This window comes from Pseudomonas sp. MWU12-3088 (assembly GCF_023242405.1).
GTDB lineage: Bacteria > Pseudomonadota > Gammaproteobacteria > Pseudomonadales > Pseudomonadaceae > Aquipseudomonas > Aquipseudomonas kribbensis.
The window spans coordinates 490,460-507,143 of the sequence record NZ_JALJEA010000001.1; the positions used below are offsets into that span (position 1 = coordinate 490,460).

General features: G+C 56.1%; 16 protein-coding genes. 2 read left to right on the forward strand and 14 right to left on the reverse strand.

The genetic code is table 11. The features are described from left to right. Positions 1 to 23 precede the first annotated feature (23 nt). On the forward strand, positions 24 to 692 hold the full coding sequence (locus tag M5B98_RS02235; protein ID WP_248741650.1) for a hypothetical protein: 669 nt from the start codon (positions 24 to 26) through the stop codon (positions 690 to 692). A gap of 674 nt (positions 693 to 1,366) precedes the next feature. Here the strand turns inward: M5B98_RS02235 and M5B98_RS02240 are convergent. Further along, positions 1,367 to 1,648 (reverse strand): helix-turn-helix domain-containing protein, encoded by a 282-nt coding sequence (locus M5B98_RS02240; RefSeq protein ID WP_248741651.1) that lies wholly within the window; start codon positions 1,646 to 1,648, stop codon positions 1,367 to 1,369. A gap of 85 nt (positions 1,649 to 1,733) precedes the next feature. Here M5B98_RS02240 and M5B98_RS02245 point away from each other — a divergent pair, with 85 nt between their 5' ends. After that, entirely contained in the window at positions 1,734 to 2,183 is a 450-nt protein-coding gene (locus M5B98_RS02245; protein ID WP_248741652.1) for a hypothetical protein, read from the forward strand. A 508-nt stretch (positions 2,184 to 2,691) separates the two neighbouring features. Here M5B98_RS02245 and M5B98_RS02250 read toward each other — a convergent pair. From M5B98_RS02250 to M5B98_RS02310, 13 genes are all read right to left on the reverse strand, one after another. Further along, positions 2,692 to 3,204, reverse strand: coding sequence for a hypothetical protein (locus tag M5B98_RS02250; protein WP_248741653.1), 513 nt, complete (start codon positions 3,202 to 3,204; stop codon positions 2,692 to 2,694). A gap of 72 nt (positions 3,205 to 3,276) precedes the next feature. Continuing rightward, positions 3,277 to 4,803 (reverse strand): hypothetical protein, encoded by a 1,527-nt coding sequence (locus M5B98_RS02255; protein WP_248741654.1) that lies wholly within the window; start codon positions 4,801 to 4,803, stop codon positions 3,277 to 3,279. Beyond that, on the reverse strand, positions 4,790 to 6,310 hold the full coding sequence (locus M5B98_RS02260; RefSeq protein WP_248741655.1) for a tyrosine-type recombinase/integrase: 1,521 nt from the start codon (positions 6,308 to 6,310) through the stop codon (positions 4,790 to 4,792). Before M5B98_RS02260 ends, M5B98_RS02255 begins: the two co-directional genes overlap by 14 nt. A gap of 11 nt (positions 6,311 to 6,321) precedes the next feature. Next, on the reverse strand, positions 6,322 to 7,575 hold the full coding sequence (locus tag M5B98_RS02265; RefSeq protein ID WP_248741656.1) for a tyrosine-type recombinase/integrase: 1,254 nt from the start codon (positions 7,573 to 7,575) through the stop codon (positions 6,322 to 6,324). Between the two features lie 277 nt (positions 7,576 to 7,852). Then, a complete protein-coding gene (locus tag M5B98_RS02270; protein ID WP_248741657.1) occupies positions 7,853 to 8,368 on the reverse strand; it encodes a cupin domain-containing protein in 516 nt (171 codons plus the stop codon). 118 nt (positions 8,369 to 8,486) lie between these two features. Then, positions 8,487 to 10,097 carry a gamma-glutamyltransferase family protein gene (locus M5B98_RS02275; protein WP_248741658.1) on the reverse strand — a complete coding sequence of 537 codons (1,611 nt, stop codon included), beginning with the start codon at positions 10,095 to 10,097 and terminating at the stop codon, positions 8,487 to 8,489. Positions 10,098 to 10,122: 25 nt separating this feature from the next. Then, on the reverse strand, positions 10,123 to 11,214 hold the full coding sequence (locus M5B98_RS02280) for a polyamine ABC transporter substrate-binding protein (RefSeq protein WP_318654166.1): 1,092 nt from the start codon (positions 11,212 to 11,214) through the stop codon (positions 10,123 to 10,125). Positions 11,215 to 11,234: 20 nt separating this feature from the next. Then, positions 11,235 to 12,014: an amino acid ABC transporter ATP-binding protein gene (locus M5B98_RS02285; protein WP_119428152.1), complete on the reverse strand. Its 780-nt coding sequence runs from the start codon at positions 12,012 to 12,014 to the stop codon at positions 11,235 to 11,237. A gap of 2 nt (positions 12,015 to 12,016) precedes the next feature. Then, positions 12,017 to 12,793, reverse strand: a complete 777-nt coding sequence (locus M5B98_RS02290; protein WP_085709894.1) for an amino acid ABC transporter permease — start codon at positions 12,791 to 12,793, stop codon at positions 12,017 to 12,019. Positions 12,794 to 12,804: 11 nt separating this feature from the next. Next, positions 12,805 to 13,611, reverse strand: coding sequence for an ABC transporter substrate-binding protein (locus tag M5B98_RS02295; RefSeq protein ID WP_248741659.1), 807 nt, complete (start codon positions 13,609 to 13,611; stop codon positions 12,805 to 12,807). Positions 13,612 to 13,690: 79 nt separating this feature from the next. Next, the gene (locus M5B98_RS02300) at positions 13,691 to 14,359 is read right to left on the reverse strand and encodes a GntR family transcriptional regulator (protein WP_248741660.1); all 669 of its coding nucleotides are present in this window, start codon (positions 14,357 to 14,359) and stop codon (positions 13,691 to 13,693) included. Between the two features lie 271 nt (positions 14,360 to 14,630). Further along, positions 14,631 to 15,506: an SDR family oxidoreductase gene (locus tag M5B98_RS02305; protein WP_248741661.1), complete on the reverse strand. Its 876-nt coding sequence runs from the start codon at positions 15,504 to 15,506 to the stop codon at positions 14,631 to 14,633. 25 nt (positions 15,507 to 15,531) lie between these two features. Then, positions 15,532 to 16,680, reverse strand: a complete 1,149-nt coding sequence (locus tag M5B98_RS02310; protein WP_248739727.1) for an acetyl-CoA C-acetyltransferase — start codon at positions 16,678 to 16,680, stop codon at positions 15,532 to 15,534. Between the last annotated feature and the right edge of the window lie 4 nt (positions 16,681 to 16,684).

The following is a 16,684-nucleotide window of genomic DNA, read 5'->3' on the forward strand; positions in this document are numbered from 1 at the left end:
GTGGTGAGTTGGCGTCTCGCTGGATGGCTCATCATCTTGCAGAACTTATGGATCTCGCTGAGAACGGTGAAGGGGAGGTCCGACAAACAGCAAAAAAGCAAGCTGCGGAATTGATAATCAAGCTTTGGGCAAACCGCCGCTCTCTACCGGCATCGGTTGACCCAATGGGTGGTCAGATGGCCGCGGTAGAATTGCTGACTGCAATGCAGCCTACGGCGAATCCTTGGGCACGGTTTCGACGCACTCATTCGAAAGAGGATCTGCTTCATGAAATGTTCGGTGTGCTCACACAGATCGTCATGAGCGGACTCCTGTTGACCCGTCCCGTGGAGGTTCGATCCATCGAAGATGCTGAATGGGATGCGCTAACGGAAGATGAACGATTCCTGACTGACCAGTTGGGACGGTGGAAGAAACTGTTAGTCATCCCAGCTTTAGAAGACCTCGACTTAGAGGCCTTCTATTCAAAATTTATCGACGATGACGTAGACACTGAACTGGAAGAACCAACAGGACCGTTAGCTGAGGAAGAGAAAGACGGGCCAGCTCCTAAGGACGAGCTGCGCGTGATCCTATCCAACCTCGAGACCTTTCAGTCAAAGCTTGCAGCACTCGTTGATCAGTGGCGTAATTCCCTGGATTCCGATGATACAGTTGAGGCGGATGATGTGGACGAATCTGAATTACGGTAAGGGTAGATGACCTGAGCGACGCGTTCTCTACAAGTCAGCTCATCTTAATTCATAGCTCCATGCTCTTTAGCAAAACAGATGTCGCGAACAGCTACAAGAGGACTGAAATTTTAACAAAAACTGCAGCGCTCTGTATGTCGGAAGAGCATGAGCGCACACGCTCAGTTCTTGCCGCCTTCCGCCTGCCGTGCCCAGTAGAGACCGGCCAGAAACCTACATCCGCTATACACCTGCGCGTTCATTTACGTCTGCAGACCAAGTGAAGGGGCAGAGACAGCAACTCTTGGGCATTTGAAAGCAGAGGCAATCGCGGCTTGAGTTGATGAAGTCAAAGGGAAAGGGGCCAGGGTAGAAATCGAACTTTTGCCTATCGTGCGAACTCGGAAGGGGGAATGCGTTGACGTCGCGCTCCAGCAGGTTTTTTCATCACCTTCCTCAAACGCTGAGCAGATTTCTTCCAGCTCGGAAGGCGAAGCAGGGCCAACGGCAAGCATTAACACATCACGGCGTTTCCGTTTACCTTCCAATTTTCAGAGAGGCTATTTTCCGGCTTTACAGGGAGTTTCATCGCTGCTGACCTCGATCTTCGGATCAAATTGGATGCTAGCACAAGCCTTCCAACCCACAGTCTTCCGTTGATTTCCTTTGCTTATGGAGCGTAATCCGTCAGATGCTCATTTCATCTCGCTTGGTAGTTCCATTCGAATTCGGGAAAACAGTTCATCGAGGGAGATCGGATTGTCCTGAAGCAAATAACAGCCTACGAGGATGGTCAGTGGATGAACGTCTAATACAGATGCCAGTTCGTCTACCTTCTCGATCGTAGGGCTCTTCAGACCGCGCTCCAGGGTGCTGAGATAGGTCCGACTACTGACGTCAGAGAAATCTTCCTGAGAAAGCTTCCTTTTCGATCTCAGCTTTTTCAGGGCCGTGCCAAATGCCTGTTTCAGTTCCATATTGCCGACCTCGCAAAAGGAACGATGAAGCCTTCGCGAGCTCTATAGGGCTACAATCTATAGTGTTCACTTTTGGGATGGCGCAATGTTCATCACTCACAAACCAGCAGAGATTTTCCTCAGCGCGTACCTGGGTGATGACTCTATCCAGTACTGGCAGTACGTTGAGCAGACCACTCATTGTCCCTGGTTTTACGTCAGAGTGGGTCGACAACAAGGCGGTGAAGCGTTGGCTAGCATGGTTATGCTTCCCAGCATTTCAGCGCTTGAGCAGTTACTTAACGAACAAGGAGCATACATCTGGCTGCTGGATGTCCAGTTGGTTTCACCGGCATATCTGAACGGAGGTGATGGGTGGAAGATGGAGAGGCTACTAGAGGTGCGTGAAACGGTGGATGACCTCAGTGAGGAGGCGGTATACATGTATAGCCTGGAGGGAGGGCATATCTACACTGAGGCCTTGGGGTCCAGCACATCCGATTTGCAAAATCCTCGTATCATTTTTTCGGCTACACCGGCATCTCGGCGAGCATGAGACCAACACGCTCGAACGGTTAACGGCATCTTCGACGCGCTAGCGATTAGGCAATCTAGCCTGCCCGCCGAGTCAGTTGGCGGCGTTGGCAACCTTTCTGCCACTTACCGTTTCCGCAACGGAGTCAGTATGTTTTCGACATCCAATCCTTTCAGCAGACAGTTGTGCGCTATTGCCGACAGTGCTTCATAGAGCTGGTCTCGCTGCTTTATCAAGTCGGCATTCTCCGCCTGCAGATTAGCAATACGTTCTTCGAGGCTTCTTCGGCGGCGGGCACCGTCTGGATCTCTCCCACTCTCCTTGAGTTGTGCGATACGGGCGAACTCGATTCGCCTCCCACGGTCCCCCACTAAGGTAGCTCGGCTAGTCAGACCCAATCGACGCTGCACTTCGGGGCGCGAAATAGGCGCGTTCTCTAGTCCTAAGCTAATCATTTGGGCGAGGAGGGCGTCGATCGCCTCATCCAAGGTCCCGCCTCTCAAGGTCTGTCGATGAGCCATGGTCGCCTCTAATCATCTGAAACAGAGCTGTGCCGTTTGTCCGTGTCCGCAATCGTCATTAGATGCCCATTCGGAAATACGCGTTGCACACCTACATTGGTATCGCGTGCGAGGACGGATTTTAAATTGTTGAGCTTGTCTTCCTGGTCCATCAGCCATACATCGCTACCTGCCTCTCCGGCGCCGGCATCGCGCATGATGGTGATCGCCGTCGTCAAATTCTCGGCTTGTTTCTCAAGGTTGGCGCGCTCGGATGGAGTGCCCATCAGATGGAGATGAGAGCAGCCGTTCCAGCACTGAAGATGCTTAGGGCAGGGCGCTTGGGAGAAATCGTGAATGCAACCTCCGAAGGGTGTTACGTGTAGCGCCGTGGCGTGTACGGTGAGGAATGCTTCTGCAGTTGTCGTGCCTTTATCTGACAGCAACGCATGGTAACTGTCGGTTAACGCGCCCTGAATGCGTTTATCTCTTATGCCTGTATGCAGAAAATCGATGCGCTCGTGATGGCTATTGAACGCCAAGAACTCGTGATGCGCAGCAGTGTTTTCCTCAATGCTTGTGTGTTGGTAGTAGACATTCTGATCGAGGCGTTTTCACCCTAAGGCCAATGCTTGCTGAACATCACTCATACCGGTCAGATGATAAATGGTGTTTCGCCAGTGTCTAGGTTGGTGGCTAGTCAGTCGAATAGGCGCGCCGTTAGATTCTGTTAATGATCGGCGTGAAAATATGGATGGATATTTTTCATCGTTCCCCAACGCGCGGTTAATGTCCAAGAGTGTCACTCGACGCGGGATTACTCGAAACACATTTGCTTCCCGCCCACCGAGGCGGAATTGACCATCAAACGCGATGGCTAATGTTTCGCTGGTTTTTAGGACAACACATAGTTTTCCTCCAACATTTTCAGTAAGCGCTGCATGATCGCGAAGTTTGGGAACAAGAAAACGCTCAATATCGCCAGCCAAGTATCTGCGTTTGATCGCCTTCCCTCGATCCTTGATGTGGTCGCAGGGATGAATTTCGTTTCGTAAAAAGTACATGTATAGATTCCTAGCGGTGTCTCGGCCCTGGCTAAATCCGAGCCAACGCAGAACTTCATTCTCCGACATTGCAGTCTGCGGAGAGTAATCCCAGAGACGGCCAGGATGGGTCTCTTGCCACCTCGCGATTCCCCGTTGCTCTTGCGTCAGCACCTTCAATCGTTCGACCGCACGCCTGGCTACAGGAACGTCGCTTTCTGCGAACCAATGAACACGGGATTGAAACTGCTTTTCCGCAAAGTACCTGATCCCGCATTCAATCAGAGGCCTGCCATTGGCATCTACAACCACCTCACCTGTCGCCCCTTTGATCGGTCTCTCGACCCAACAGTCATAGGGTATTACTGATACCTCATTACCCCGTTGCCCAGTCGCGATCAGCAAATCGATCACGCGCAGCAGGATTTCTTCACCCTCATTAAGTGGGTTGTTCGAACATAAGGCGTAGGCCTCCATCGCCTCGCGAGAAGGTAACCTGTCATCAGACTTACGTTGTTTTACAGCACGATCAGGATCATGCAATGAAATGTAATCGTATCGGCGTTTTTCTGGTTTTGCATCATGCTCGAAGTGGATGGCGATCTCGGTTAATTGCAGATTATCAATCGTATCCGCTATTACTTGGAGGTGAGAGATCGCGTCATAGAGATTTTTGTAGCCGCTCTCACGGAGAAATCCTACGACGCGATCAAAGTCGCCTCGCGTCAATTGTGTGGGCTCAGATACACCGCGCTCAAACAAGGGGTTGTAGAGCCGCCGGACGGCAATACTGTATGCAGCGACCATCGAAAACTTCAGGTTTCGGGTACGCTGCAAATACACAATCAGGGCCTTGCTAAAATCCTGGAACGCGGAGGGGAGTGGTCCCTTGATAGGGGCAAGATAACCTGTCTTCTCGAGGGCTTGTCGGTGCGTCTCGAAGGTAAGAGCATGTTTGTTATGATCCCTTTGCGGTAACCAATTTCCGATACCCCACAATGGTTCTGGCCACGGTGTTGAAATCGGTAATGTCCGAAAAATCGCTTGCTCTTGTGTAATAAAGCTTTCGAGGTTCTGCCTTGCCCTAGACAGCGTCATCTTCGGCATCCTCCGTGTGCTGCCGGCAGCGTTCTATAGTAGCGCTTACCGCGAGTATGGTTGTCTGATGCTGGGCGAGGGGGCGGTTGTGAATGAGATCACCGGCTTGCTCTGCCAAATCTATAAAGCGCTGGGCTTCTCGTTGAAGCGCCTCTCTCACCTGTTCATGGCGGCCGTCAGCAAAGGGGTGAAACTTCTTGCAGGTGTAGCAGGCATATACGGGATTGTAGGGACAGTGCGTATGAACTGGCAGGGCACAGGCACCGATGTCTCCGATGTACTGCGTATCGATGACGCCGCGGATGGCTCTTTCGGGGATCGTATCTCGGCGCTGCACGACTTCCCCTGTTAATAAACTGCGCATGATGCGTTGAAAGGAAGGGCTCTTACCGAGTGCTTTCTCTTTGATCCGGGCGATGTTGGGGGTGGCCGTTACGTAAGCACGCGCTGCAACCGTGCTGTTGTGGCCGAGCAGTTCGGCAATCATGTCTGCTGGTGTGCCTTGATCCGCCAAGCCTTGTCCAAGGTGATGACGCAGCAACATAGTTACCTGATTCGGCTTTGCTATTCCGGCCTCGAGCAACTCGCGTTTGAGCCCTATACCGATCTCACTTACCGAAAGGCGCCTTCCACGAGGACTGACAAATAATGGTTCGCAGTTGCTACCAAAACGGCGCTGAATTTCTGAAACGTGCCGCGAGATTTTCTCACCCAGGCGTGTGGTTACCTTGCGGGGGCGTCGCTCAGGTCTGCGCTGTCCGACCTTTTTGGCCATGGGTAGCCATAGGGTGTAGTACTTCTCATGATCAGCGCTTTCAATGTACTCAAAATCCGCAATGTCTAGCGAATGAAATTGAATCGACCTTGGTGCGAGTTCGAACCCCAAGTGAAGCACTATATTAAACTGGAGCTCCTCCCAAGAATCAGATGAAAGCTCTCGTTCAATGTGCTTTAGCAATCGAATCTCTTCATCAAGGGCTAAACCGGACTGGGATAGGAATATGCGTTCGTACGGATCAAGGCGGCTTGTCTTTATTTCTTTAAGTGCTAGATATGTTTGTTTGTCAAAGCCCAATATTCCTCGATTAAGGGCCCAGCGATAAAACGTTCTAAAAAAAATTGTGCTCTCGCGAAATTTCGCCCAGGTACTTATGGTCGTGACCAGCTCTTGTCGCGTCCAAGGAAACTTGGCTGAAATATCGCTCTCAGCTAGTCGCCCGAACATCCCGGATGCTTTGAATGCCGTTACCGGTGCATACTTTTCCAGTGCATAGGCCACGAACGCTTTGGCGATTTGCATGAGGTTAGGATTCAGGTGGAGCGCAGCCCAATCTATTTTCATAGCCGTTCCACCGTCGTACCACGTCCAAACGCTCAATCGAGTATCGACGTACCTTGGCTGGTCATTAGTGCGAGTTCGAATCGCAATCTGAGCCGGGCCCTCGAACACGTAGGCCGGAAAAGAGGAGGAGGGTGAAGCGTGTTCTTGATCGGCTGATTTGGTCACGGCGAACCTCCTTAACTGTCAAGTCGGCTCCAGGCTGCCGAGGCACGCTGGGCGTTGTGGAGGTTGGCCGACTCGGCTAGATAACGACTTGCATAACGGCGTGGCATCGTCGAAGTGTCAGACCAACCGCAGACTCGTCGGAGTTCGTCCGTGGCCCGCTCGAGGTCATACTCACGCTTCTCGACCAGGTAAGCCAAAAACCGGTCGGCAAAGGTGTGGCGAAAGTCATGCGCGGAAAGTGTAGGCAACAACCCCGGATGAGCCAGTTCAATGGTCAGAAACAGCCGATCAAGGACGTTCGACAACGCGCGGATTGACAGCGGGCGCCCTCGATCCGAGATGAACAAATAGCGGTACGGCAATTTCATCGGTTTGCCATCACGCATTGGGCGCCGCTCGCTCTGGATATAGCGCTCATAGACCTCATACAACTGTGCAGAGATACCTACGGTTCGTCCGTGTGTTTTCAGCGCAGGCTCTTCAGCGCGCGGGTCACCTGGGTCAGGTTCGCGATCATTGACGCTGACGTAGGCATGTTGTGAACCCTGATTGATATCCGTGGTGTAGAGCTTCAGAAGCTCACCGCGCCGTATTCCAGTCTCCAACAGCAATTCAATCATTAGCCAATTGCGCATCTGCAATCGTTCTGGAAACGGATTCTCCGCGGCGCCCGGGCGAATAAGTGTGCGAATGATCTGGAGTTGAGTATCTGTCAGGCTGCGGTAACGAGCATGGTCGGGACGAACATTGATGATATGGCTCTCAAAGCGTCGTTCAATGACGTTGGCGACATCTGCGAATACCACCTCGATGTTAGCCAGGGTGGTTGAATTTTGACGGGCGCGCGGGATGTATCGGGTGACACACCAGGACAGGTATAGCTTCAGCAATCGCAAGTACTGGTCACGAGTACGCGGATCGATCTGCGAAAAAGGTGCCGTATCAGCTGTGCCGATTCGGCCGACTAGGTTGTCGGCTTGACGGCCGCTTTGGAGCCAAATGGCGTAACCGTCCAGTAAAGCCAAAATCGATTCGAATTGGCAGGCCAAGATGGCGTCATCAATATTGAGGTCACGGCTTTGGGCATAGATATAGAAAGCCTGGATCGCACGCAGATGTGCCGCCGCGGTGTTGTAAGCGCGGTATCTGAGTTTGAGTTGAACGTAGATGAATGGAACAAGTATGGGCAATGGCGCCGCAGCTCCAGTCTGCACGAGCAGCGCTACACGCTGACCCGAAGAGAAACGGCACTGAATCAGCTTCATCGGCAGCCACCTCATTATTCAAGGGCTCGCCATGAACATGGAGTACATGGCCCGTTGAGAGAGTGGACGTCAGAAGCGGGTTTGTCGAATCAGTGTCTTACGAGCCTCATGAACATTTCTAACATAGCATCTGGTTTAACATAATATACATTACACGTAACTAGATGTTACGAGATCAGCCCGGTTGCGCACCCGATTTCAATCTCCAACATCTCTCTCCAAGGCACCATGCACTTGATGCCAGGTGATCACACGATCCATTTCAAATGTACGGCTCTCAATCCTCGTCACACGTAAGCTTTTCAATCAGCGCTCGATGCTGTGGGAACTGCGCCGCGAGCATTCTTCGATTCCCCATTTCCATATCCGCAAAATCAAACCCTGGTGAAACCGCTTCGCTGATCAGGCCAAATCCGTTCTCGCCATTGAGCAGTCTGGAGGCTTTCCAGATTCCACCCGGTACGTGAAGTTGCAGATGTTGTCCTGCCAGAATGTCGCTGCCCATCACCAATGTCTGCAACGAACCGTCAGCGTGAATCAGTCTGTACTCGATGGCGTCGCCCAGATGGAAATAATGCAGGATGTCCGACTGGTTGAAATGAAACTGGCCGACCGGTGAGTCTTCGGTCAACAGGTAATAAATGGACGTCATCAAATAACGTGGACCGCCCGTTGTTTCGAGCATGTCCCGGTGGTCGGCCTGATAGGTTCTGCGAAAGAAACCGCCTTCGACGTGAGGTTCAAGGTCCAGTGATGCGATCAGGTTTGACGCAGTAATCGAGTGTGGATTCATGACCTGCTCCAACGATTTTCAATACAGCCTGTAATAACTCGACTAAACGGTCATTTAGTGTAGTTAACCTATAATGGCTTCACATTCGAAGACGTTCGCTGTACTTCTGCTCTTGACTTTACCATACCGCAATATGCGAATCCGCCCTCGGCTCAGTCCCGCCACACAGCACACCACTGACCGGATCACGAAGAATAATCTGCCCTCGGCCGTAATCCGTCAGATCAAAGGCAATCTGCACCTCATGCCCTCGACGCACCAACGCATTGGCCAGATCCCTCGAAGCTCCCTGCTCGATCCCGACCTTCATTCCTCCCAACCATTGCCAGCGCGGAGCGTCCAGCGCCGACTGCGGGTTCAGGCCGAAATCCACCAGGTTCATGACCATCTGCACATGCCCCTGAGGCTGCATGTACCCGCCCATCACGCCAAACGGCCCTAGCGCCTTGCCATCCTTGGTCAGGAACCCCGGAATGATCGTATGAAACGTCTTCTTGCCCGACGCCAGGCAGTTGGCATGTTCCGGATCAAGGCTGAATTCCTGCCCTCTGTTCTGTAGCGCAATGCCGCTGTCAGGCAGCACCACACCCGAACCAAAGCCGTGGTAATTGCTCTGGATGAACGAAACCATGTTGCCTTGCCCATCGGCCGTCGCCAGATAAACCGTGCCGCTGGCGTGTGGATCCCCAGGCTTCGGTGGCTGAGATTTATCGCCAATCTGCTCACGGCGCCGTGCGCTGTAGTCATCACTCAACAGATCGGCCACCGCCACGCGCATGTGAAGTGGATCGGTGATGTAGTGCAAACCATCGCTGTAGGCCAGCTTCATCGCCTCAAGCTGACGATGCCAAGTCTGTTGGCTGTCACGATGATCGAAGTCGAAACCTTCGAGAATCTTCAGCGCCATCAACGCAACCAGCCCCTGACCGCTTGGCGGGATTTCCCAGACATCCACACCGCGATAATTAACGTGGATCGGCTCCACCCACTGCGCACGGTAATGCTCGAGATCGGTAGCTCGCAGATACCCGCCAGTCGCCCGCGAGTGAGCATCCAGCCGTTGGGCCAACGCGCCACGATACAAACTCTCGCAGCGGCTCTGAGCCAACTCTTCAAGCGTCCGCGCTTGTGCCGGATTGCGAAATAGCTCCCCTGCCCTCGGCGCCCTGCCCTCAATCAGGAACGTATCGAACCAGGCATCCAGCACTGCGTCGCGATGGGAACTGAACTCGTCCAGAGCAATCTGCCACTGATGGGCAACCACGGGCGACAGCGGAAAACCATCCCGCGCCAGGCTGATCGCTGGTTGCAGCAAGTCAGCAAACGGCAGCACCCCGAAGCGTTGAGAAAGCTCGGCCCAGGCTGACGGGCAGCCGGGCACCGTCACCGGCGTCCAGCCATACAGCGGCATTTGTTCATGACCGGACGCCTTGACCGCTTCGATGCTCAAAGCTGCAGGCGCATGGCCGTTGGCATTGAGTCCATGCAACTGATCCTTGAACCAGACCAAGGCAAAAGCATCACCGCCAAGACCGCAGCCCGTAGGCTCGACCACGGTCAGCGCTGCCGCAGTGGCGATGGCAGCGTCGATCGCATTGCCACCCTTTTGCATCATCTCGATACCGGCCTGAGCGGCCAGCGGCTGGGACGCCGCCACCATGCCTCGACGGGCAAACACGCTTTGACGTTGCGACGGATACGGATACTCGTGAGCAGAAAATTTCAGCATGGCAAAGACTCTTCAAAACAAGGATTCATTGGCCGGACTTGATCCGGTTCCATTCGCGGGTCATCAGGCGCTGGATGTTTTCCGGCAGATCGGCGGAGACAAAGGTGTGACTGATCACTTCGTCGCCCGGATAAATCCCCGGGTTGCCGCTGACCTTGGGATCCATCAAGGGGGTGGCGTCCTTGTTCGGGTTCGCATACCCCACATAGTCACTGACCGACGCAATCACCTCGGGTCGCAGCAGATAGTTGATTACCGCATGGGCGTTGGCCACGTTGCCGGCGTCCTTGGGGATCGCCAGCATGTCGAACCACAAGTTCACGCCTTCCTTGGGAATCATGTAGCGGATATCGATGTTTTTCCCGGCCTCGCGGGCCCGGGTCTGGGCCTGCATCACGTCGCCGGAGTAACCGATCGCCACACAGATATCGCCATTGGCCAGGTCTGCGGTGTACTTCGATGAGTTGAAGTAAGTCACCGACGGCCGCAAGGTCATCAGCAGTTTCGACGCCTGCTTGTAGTCGTCCGGCTTGACGCTGTTGGGGTCCAGCCCGAGATAAAGCATGGCTTGAGGGATGATCTTTACCGGCGCATCGAGAAAGGCCACGCCGCAGCTTTTGAGCTTGGACAGGTTCTGCGGATCGAACACCATGGCCCAGGAATCCAGCGGCACGTCCTTGCCCAGCACTGCACGCACTTTCTCCTCGTTGTAGCCGATGCCCACGGTGCCCCACATATAGGGCACGGCATAACGATTACCCGGATCGGCCGCTTCCAGTCGCTGCATCAAACGCGGATCGAGGTGCTTCCAGTTATCCAGCAGTTCACGCTGCAGCGGCTGATAGGCGCCGGCCCGGATCTGCTTCGACAGAAACTGGCTGGAAGGCACCACCACGTCATACCCCGAGTGCCCGGAAAGCAGTTTGGCCTCGAGCATTTCATTGGTGTCGAAGATGTCGTACTGCACCTTGATGGCGCTGTCTTTTTCGAAGTTCTTCAGGGTGTCAGGGCCGATGTAGTCGGACCAGTTGTAGACCTTCACCACCGGGTCGGCAGCCTGGATCATGGGCACCACGGCAGCGCAGCACAGGGCCGCAAACACGCTCGATAAACGCATCGTCAATATCCTTGTGGGTCTCACAGCACGCGGCTGAGAAAAGCTTGGGTACGGGGATGAGAGGGATGGCTGAAAATCTGTTCCGGTGGGCCCTGCTCGATCAGTTCACCTTGATCGAGTACCACCACACGGTCGGCGACCTCTCGGGCAAAACCCATTTCATGGGTGACCACCACCATCGTCATGCCCTCCTCCGCCAATTCCTTCATCACCTGCAGGACCTCACCGACGGTTTCCGGGTCCAGCGCACTGGTGGGTTCGTCGAACAGCATCGCCTGGGGTTTCATGGCCAAAGCCCGGGCAATCGCCACCCGCTGCTGTTGGCCACCGGAAAGCATCGACGGGTAATGGTTGGCCTTCTCGGCCAATCCGACACGCTTGAGCAGTGCCCGCGCCTGTTCCTCCGCCGCTTTGCGCGGCACACCCAACACCTGAATCGGTGCTTCAATGATGTTTTCCAGCGCGGTCATGTGCGGGAACAGATTGAAACGCTGGAACACCATGCCGATGTCCCGCCGCTGACGCGCGATGTTGCGCTCCGAATCCCGCACCAGGCTGCCATCGGCCTTCGTGCGATAGCCCATGGACTGGCCGTTGACGCGGATCTGCCCGGACTGAATGTCTTCCAGCAAATTGATGCAGCGGATAAACGTGGTTTTGCCCGACCCCGAGGCGCCGATCAGCACCACCACCTCACCGCGCCGGACTTGCAGGGAAATGCCCTTGAGAATTTCGAGGTTGCCGAACGACTTGTGAATGTTCAGCGCTTCGATGATCAGTTCGTCACTTTGATGCGCCATGGTTAACGTCCCCTCAGCAGTTTCAGCGTGCTGCGACCGAACATCCGGCTGGATGCCGGCGGCGGCGACGAAGGCCGATCCGACTGGCCGAAACGTGTTTCCAGCCAGCGCTGGAAGAAGCCCCACAGCGTCGTGAGCAACAGGAAATAGATCGCCACCACGAGGTACAACTCGAACACCCGGAAGGTCGCCGAAGTCACCATCTGCGTGCTGAGCAGCAGCTCCTGCACACCGATCACGCTGACCAGCGTCGTATTCTTGAGCATCACGTTGAACTCGTTGCCCAGCGGCGGAACGATGACCCGAAACGCCTGCGGCAATACAATCCGGCGCATCAGCTTGGCGAAGGTCATGCCCAGGGAACGTCCGGCCTCGTATTGCCCCTTGTCGACGGCACCGATACCGGCGCGAATGATCTCGGCCATGTACGCGCCTTCGTTCAGGCCCAGTGCGATGATCGCGGCCTGGATATTGCCGGGGACCACCAGACCGAACAGCTCGATGTCTTCGAAGCGGAAAATCCCGCCCGCCGCCAGCGCCGTGTAGAGAAAGACGATCTGCACCAGCAACGGCGTCCCGCGCATCAGCCACACATAAAAGCGCACTGGCAGATGCAGCAAAGGATTCTTCGATAACCGCAACAGCGCAGCGGCCAGCCCCAGAACACAACCCAGCAACATGGCCAGCACACTGATCAGGCACGTCAGCCAGAGCCCGGTGAGGTAGACCCCGCTGGGCTGCAACAGGTACTGCCAGAACACATCCCAATTGAAATTCATCAACGCCTACCTCAATCAAGGGTGTCGCTGGAGACGTGCCATTTACTCAGGAGCTGGTTGTAGCTGCCATCGCTGCGCATGTCGGTGATCACTTGCTGCACGGCGGCACTCAGTTGCGGATCGTCCTTGCGAATGCCCAGGCCTGTGAGGATCCGGCTGAAAGCTGGAACGCCTTCCTCGAACAGGTCCGGGGCCATGGCGGCGTAATATCCGGCGGTTTCCACCGTGGTGCCGTAAGCGTCGACCTGACTGATGCGCAGCGCCTGGAATGCATCGGTGTCGGTGTTGTAGACCACCAGTTTCATCGGTGGCTTGCCGGCCTTGGTCAGGCTTTCATTCTCGGTATCGAGCAAGGTCTTGATGGTCGAACCGTTGAGCACCGCGATCTTGTGCCCGCTCAGATCAGCCAGGGTCTTGAGCCCTTTCGGATTGCCCTTGGGCACCACCACCGCCTGGCTGGAATACATGTAGTTGACGATGTCGATCACCTCGCGGCGCTCGGGTTTGTCGAACAACTGGTCGACGATCATGTCGCACTGCTTGGCCAGCAACGCCGGCAGCAATCCGGAAAACGGAATCACCCGCCACTCGACCTTTTTGTCTCCCAGGCGCTTGGCGATTTCCAGGCCCAGGTCGATGGTCAGGCCTTTGGGCTTTTGCGCTTCATCGAAGGAGACAAGAGGCGGCGAATCCATGCCCGAGCAATAGGTGAGTTTGTCGACCTTGAGCAAACGCTCCGGCACGGTGGGTGCGGCAACCGCCCACTGCGTACAGAGCCCCAGGGAAATTACAGCCAACAACAGGCGAGACGTATGCATGACCAGACACTCCAGTTCGGTTAGTAACGGGGCAGTACTCAAAGTCAAAACATCGGCGGGTTCGTTGCCCGCTCTGTGGTTATCGTTCCGATTGCAGGAACTTGATCAGCTCGGGGACCGTGCCTTCGATGTGCTCGCGCACCACCGCTTCGGCCTTGGCGGCATCACCGGCGCGGATCGCATCGAGGATCACCACGTGTTCCTCGCGTGCACTCAACGGCTTTTCACCGTGTTGTAGCCAAAGGCGCATGGGAGCTTCGATCAGCGAGTAAAGCGCGCTGATCTGTTTCACCAAACGAGGTCTTCCGCTGAGGCTGCACAGGTATTCATGGAACTTGCGATGACGGCTGACCCACGCTGCGCTCTCGTCGCGGTAGTCATCCATTTCATCGAGCAGACGTTCCAGGGCCGTCAACTGACGCTCGCCGATCTTCGGCACCGCGACCCGGATCGCCAGCCCCTCCAGCGCGCTGCGCATCTCGAAGACTTCGTGCATTTCCTCGACATCCAGACCGCTGACAATCGCACCGCGATTGGGCCTGAGCGTCACCAGGCCCTGCGCATCCAGACGGCGAAAGGCTTCGCGCACGGGCATCCGGCTCATGCCGATTTCACCGGCGATGTCCTCGGCGATCAACCGGTCACCCTTGCGGTAACGACCGCCGCAAATGCCTTCCAGAAGAAAGTTGTAGGCCTCCTCCTCGGCGGTCATCGGTTGGCGCTGGTCGTAGGCGGGAGCGAATTGCATGGCGGCACCTTTTGTCTTTTTGTATCCAATTATCCACGGATACATAAAAGCAGAATGCGTGCCAGAACCCGCAGCAGCGCGCCAAGCGTTTGATTCGGATGAGTTAAGGAGAAATTGCGCCGTGCACATACCGGCATGAAGCCCGGGATTTGCTACCTAATCGCTCATTGCGAGACCGAAAAAGGTGCAGAACGGTAGCCGGGTAACACCCATGGGAAACGGCAGCACACTCGCCTGCCATAACAGCAGACAAGTGCCACGAACCCGAATCTCAGCTGCCATACACCTTCGCAGCCGGCACCGCCCGGTTCAGCAATTGCGCGACAGCCCCACCGACTTCGTCCACGGCCCAGCGGCCTTGCCTGTCCAGTTCCGGCCCGCGACGCCAGCCATCGGCAATCGACAGCTTGCCGCCCTCCACTTCGAACATCTGCCCGTTCACCGACGCGGACTCCTGCGAACCGAGCCAGACCACCAACGGCGCGACGTTCTCCGGCGCGAAGTAGTCGAAGCCCTCCTCCGGTTTTTTCATGACGTCGGCAAACACCCCTTCGGTCATGCCGGTACGCGCGGCCGGGGCCAGGGCGTTGACGGTAATCCCGTAGCGCCCCAGCTCCGCGGCTTGCACCAGCGTCAGCGCAGCGATGCCGGCCTTGGCTGCGGCGTAGTTGGACTGACCGATAGAACCCTGCAAACCGGCGCCGGAGCTGGTGTTGATGATCCGCGCGCTCACAGTCTGGCCAGCCTTCACCTGCTCACGCCAGTAACGCGCAGCGTGGCTGGAAATGCAGAAATGCCCCTTGAGGTGCACAGCCATCACCGCATCCCAGTCGGATTCGCTCAGGCTGGTGAACATGCGGTCGCGACAGATGCCAGCGTTGTTGACCACCACGTCCAGCTCGCCGAAGGTCTCGATCGCCTGGCGTACGATCAACGCCGCATCGTCATAGCGGGTGATGTCGTTGCTATTGGCCACCGCCCGGCCACCCCGGGACTCGATGACATCCACTACCGCGAGTGCGGCCTCACGGTTGATGTCGTTGACCACCACTTTTGCGCCCTCGGCGGCGAAGGCCAGCGCATACGCCCTCCCCAGCCCTCCCCCGGCGCCGGTAATGATCACGACGCGGTTTTTACAGATCTGCATGGTGCTGCTCCCTTCAAAACTTCATTCACAAACGTTCGATGATGGTCACGTTGGCCTGCCCGCCGCCTTCGCACATGGTCTGCAAACCGAAGCGGCCACCGCTGCGCTCCAGTTCATGCAGCAGGCTGCACATCAAGCGCGTGCCGGTGGCGCCCAATGGATGACCGAGTGCAATCGCGCCGCCGTTGACGTTGGTCTGTTCGTGGGGATAGCCGGTCTCTTTCAGCCAGGCCATTGCCACCGAAGCAAAGGCTTCGTTGATCTCCACCCGATCAATGTCTTCCAGCTTCATGCCGGCGCGCTTCAATGCATAAGCCGTGGCCGGAATCGGCGCCGTCAGCATCCAGATCGGGTCTTCGGCACGCACGCTGAGGTGGTGGATTCGCGCACGCGGTGTCAGGCCGTAGCGCTTGAGTGCCGCTTCGGACACGATCAGCATTGCGCTCGCCGCATCGCAGGTCTGACTGGACACCGCCGCCGTCACCCGGTCGCAGCCAAACAGAAAATCCAGCTCGGCCATTTTCGCCAGGCTGGTCTGGCGCGGCGTTTCGTCGTGAACCACGTCGGCCAGGGGCACGATTTCCCGCAGGAACCGTCCCTCCTCGATGGCGCGCAATGCCCGTTGATGGGACTCCAGCGAATACGCTTCCAGTTGCTCGCGGGACAAGCCCCACTTCTCGGCAATCATCTGCGCCGAACGAAACTGGGTCGGCGGTTGCGCACCGTAGCGCCGTACCCAGCCTTCGGAGCCGCTGAACGGATCACTGAAGCCCAAAGGCTCGGCCGCGATCATGGCGGACGAAATCGGGATCTGCGTCATGGTCTGCACGCCACCGGCGATGACCACGTCCTGGGTGCCGCTCATCACCGCTTGCGCGGCAAAGTGCACCGCTTGCTGGGACGAGCCGCACTGGCGATCGATTGTTGTGCCGGGCACGGATTGCGACAACCCGGCAGCCAGCCAACTGGTACGCGCAATGTCCCCGGCCAGCGGGCCGATCGTATCGACGCAGCCAAAGATCACGTCGTCGTAATCCTCATCGGGAATGCCATTGCGCTCGACCAGCGCGCGCAACACGTGAGCGCCCAGATCGGCCGCGTGAATATGGCTCAAACCACCCTTGCGCCGCCCGGTAGGCGTGCGCAAGGCGTCGACAATATAAGCTTCAGGCATGATT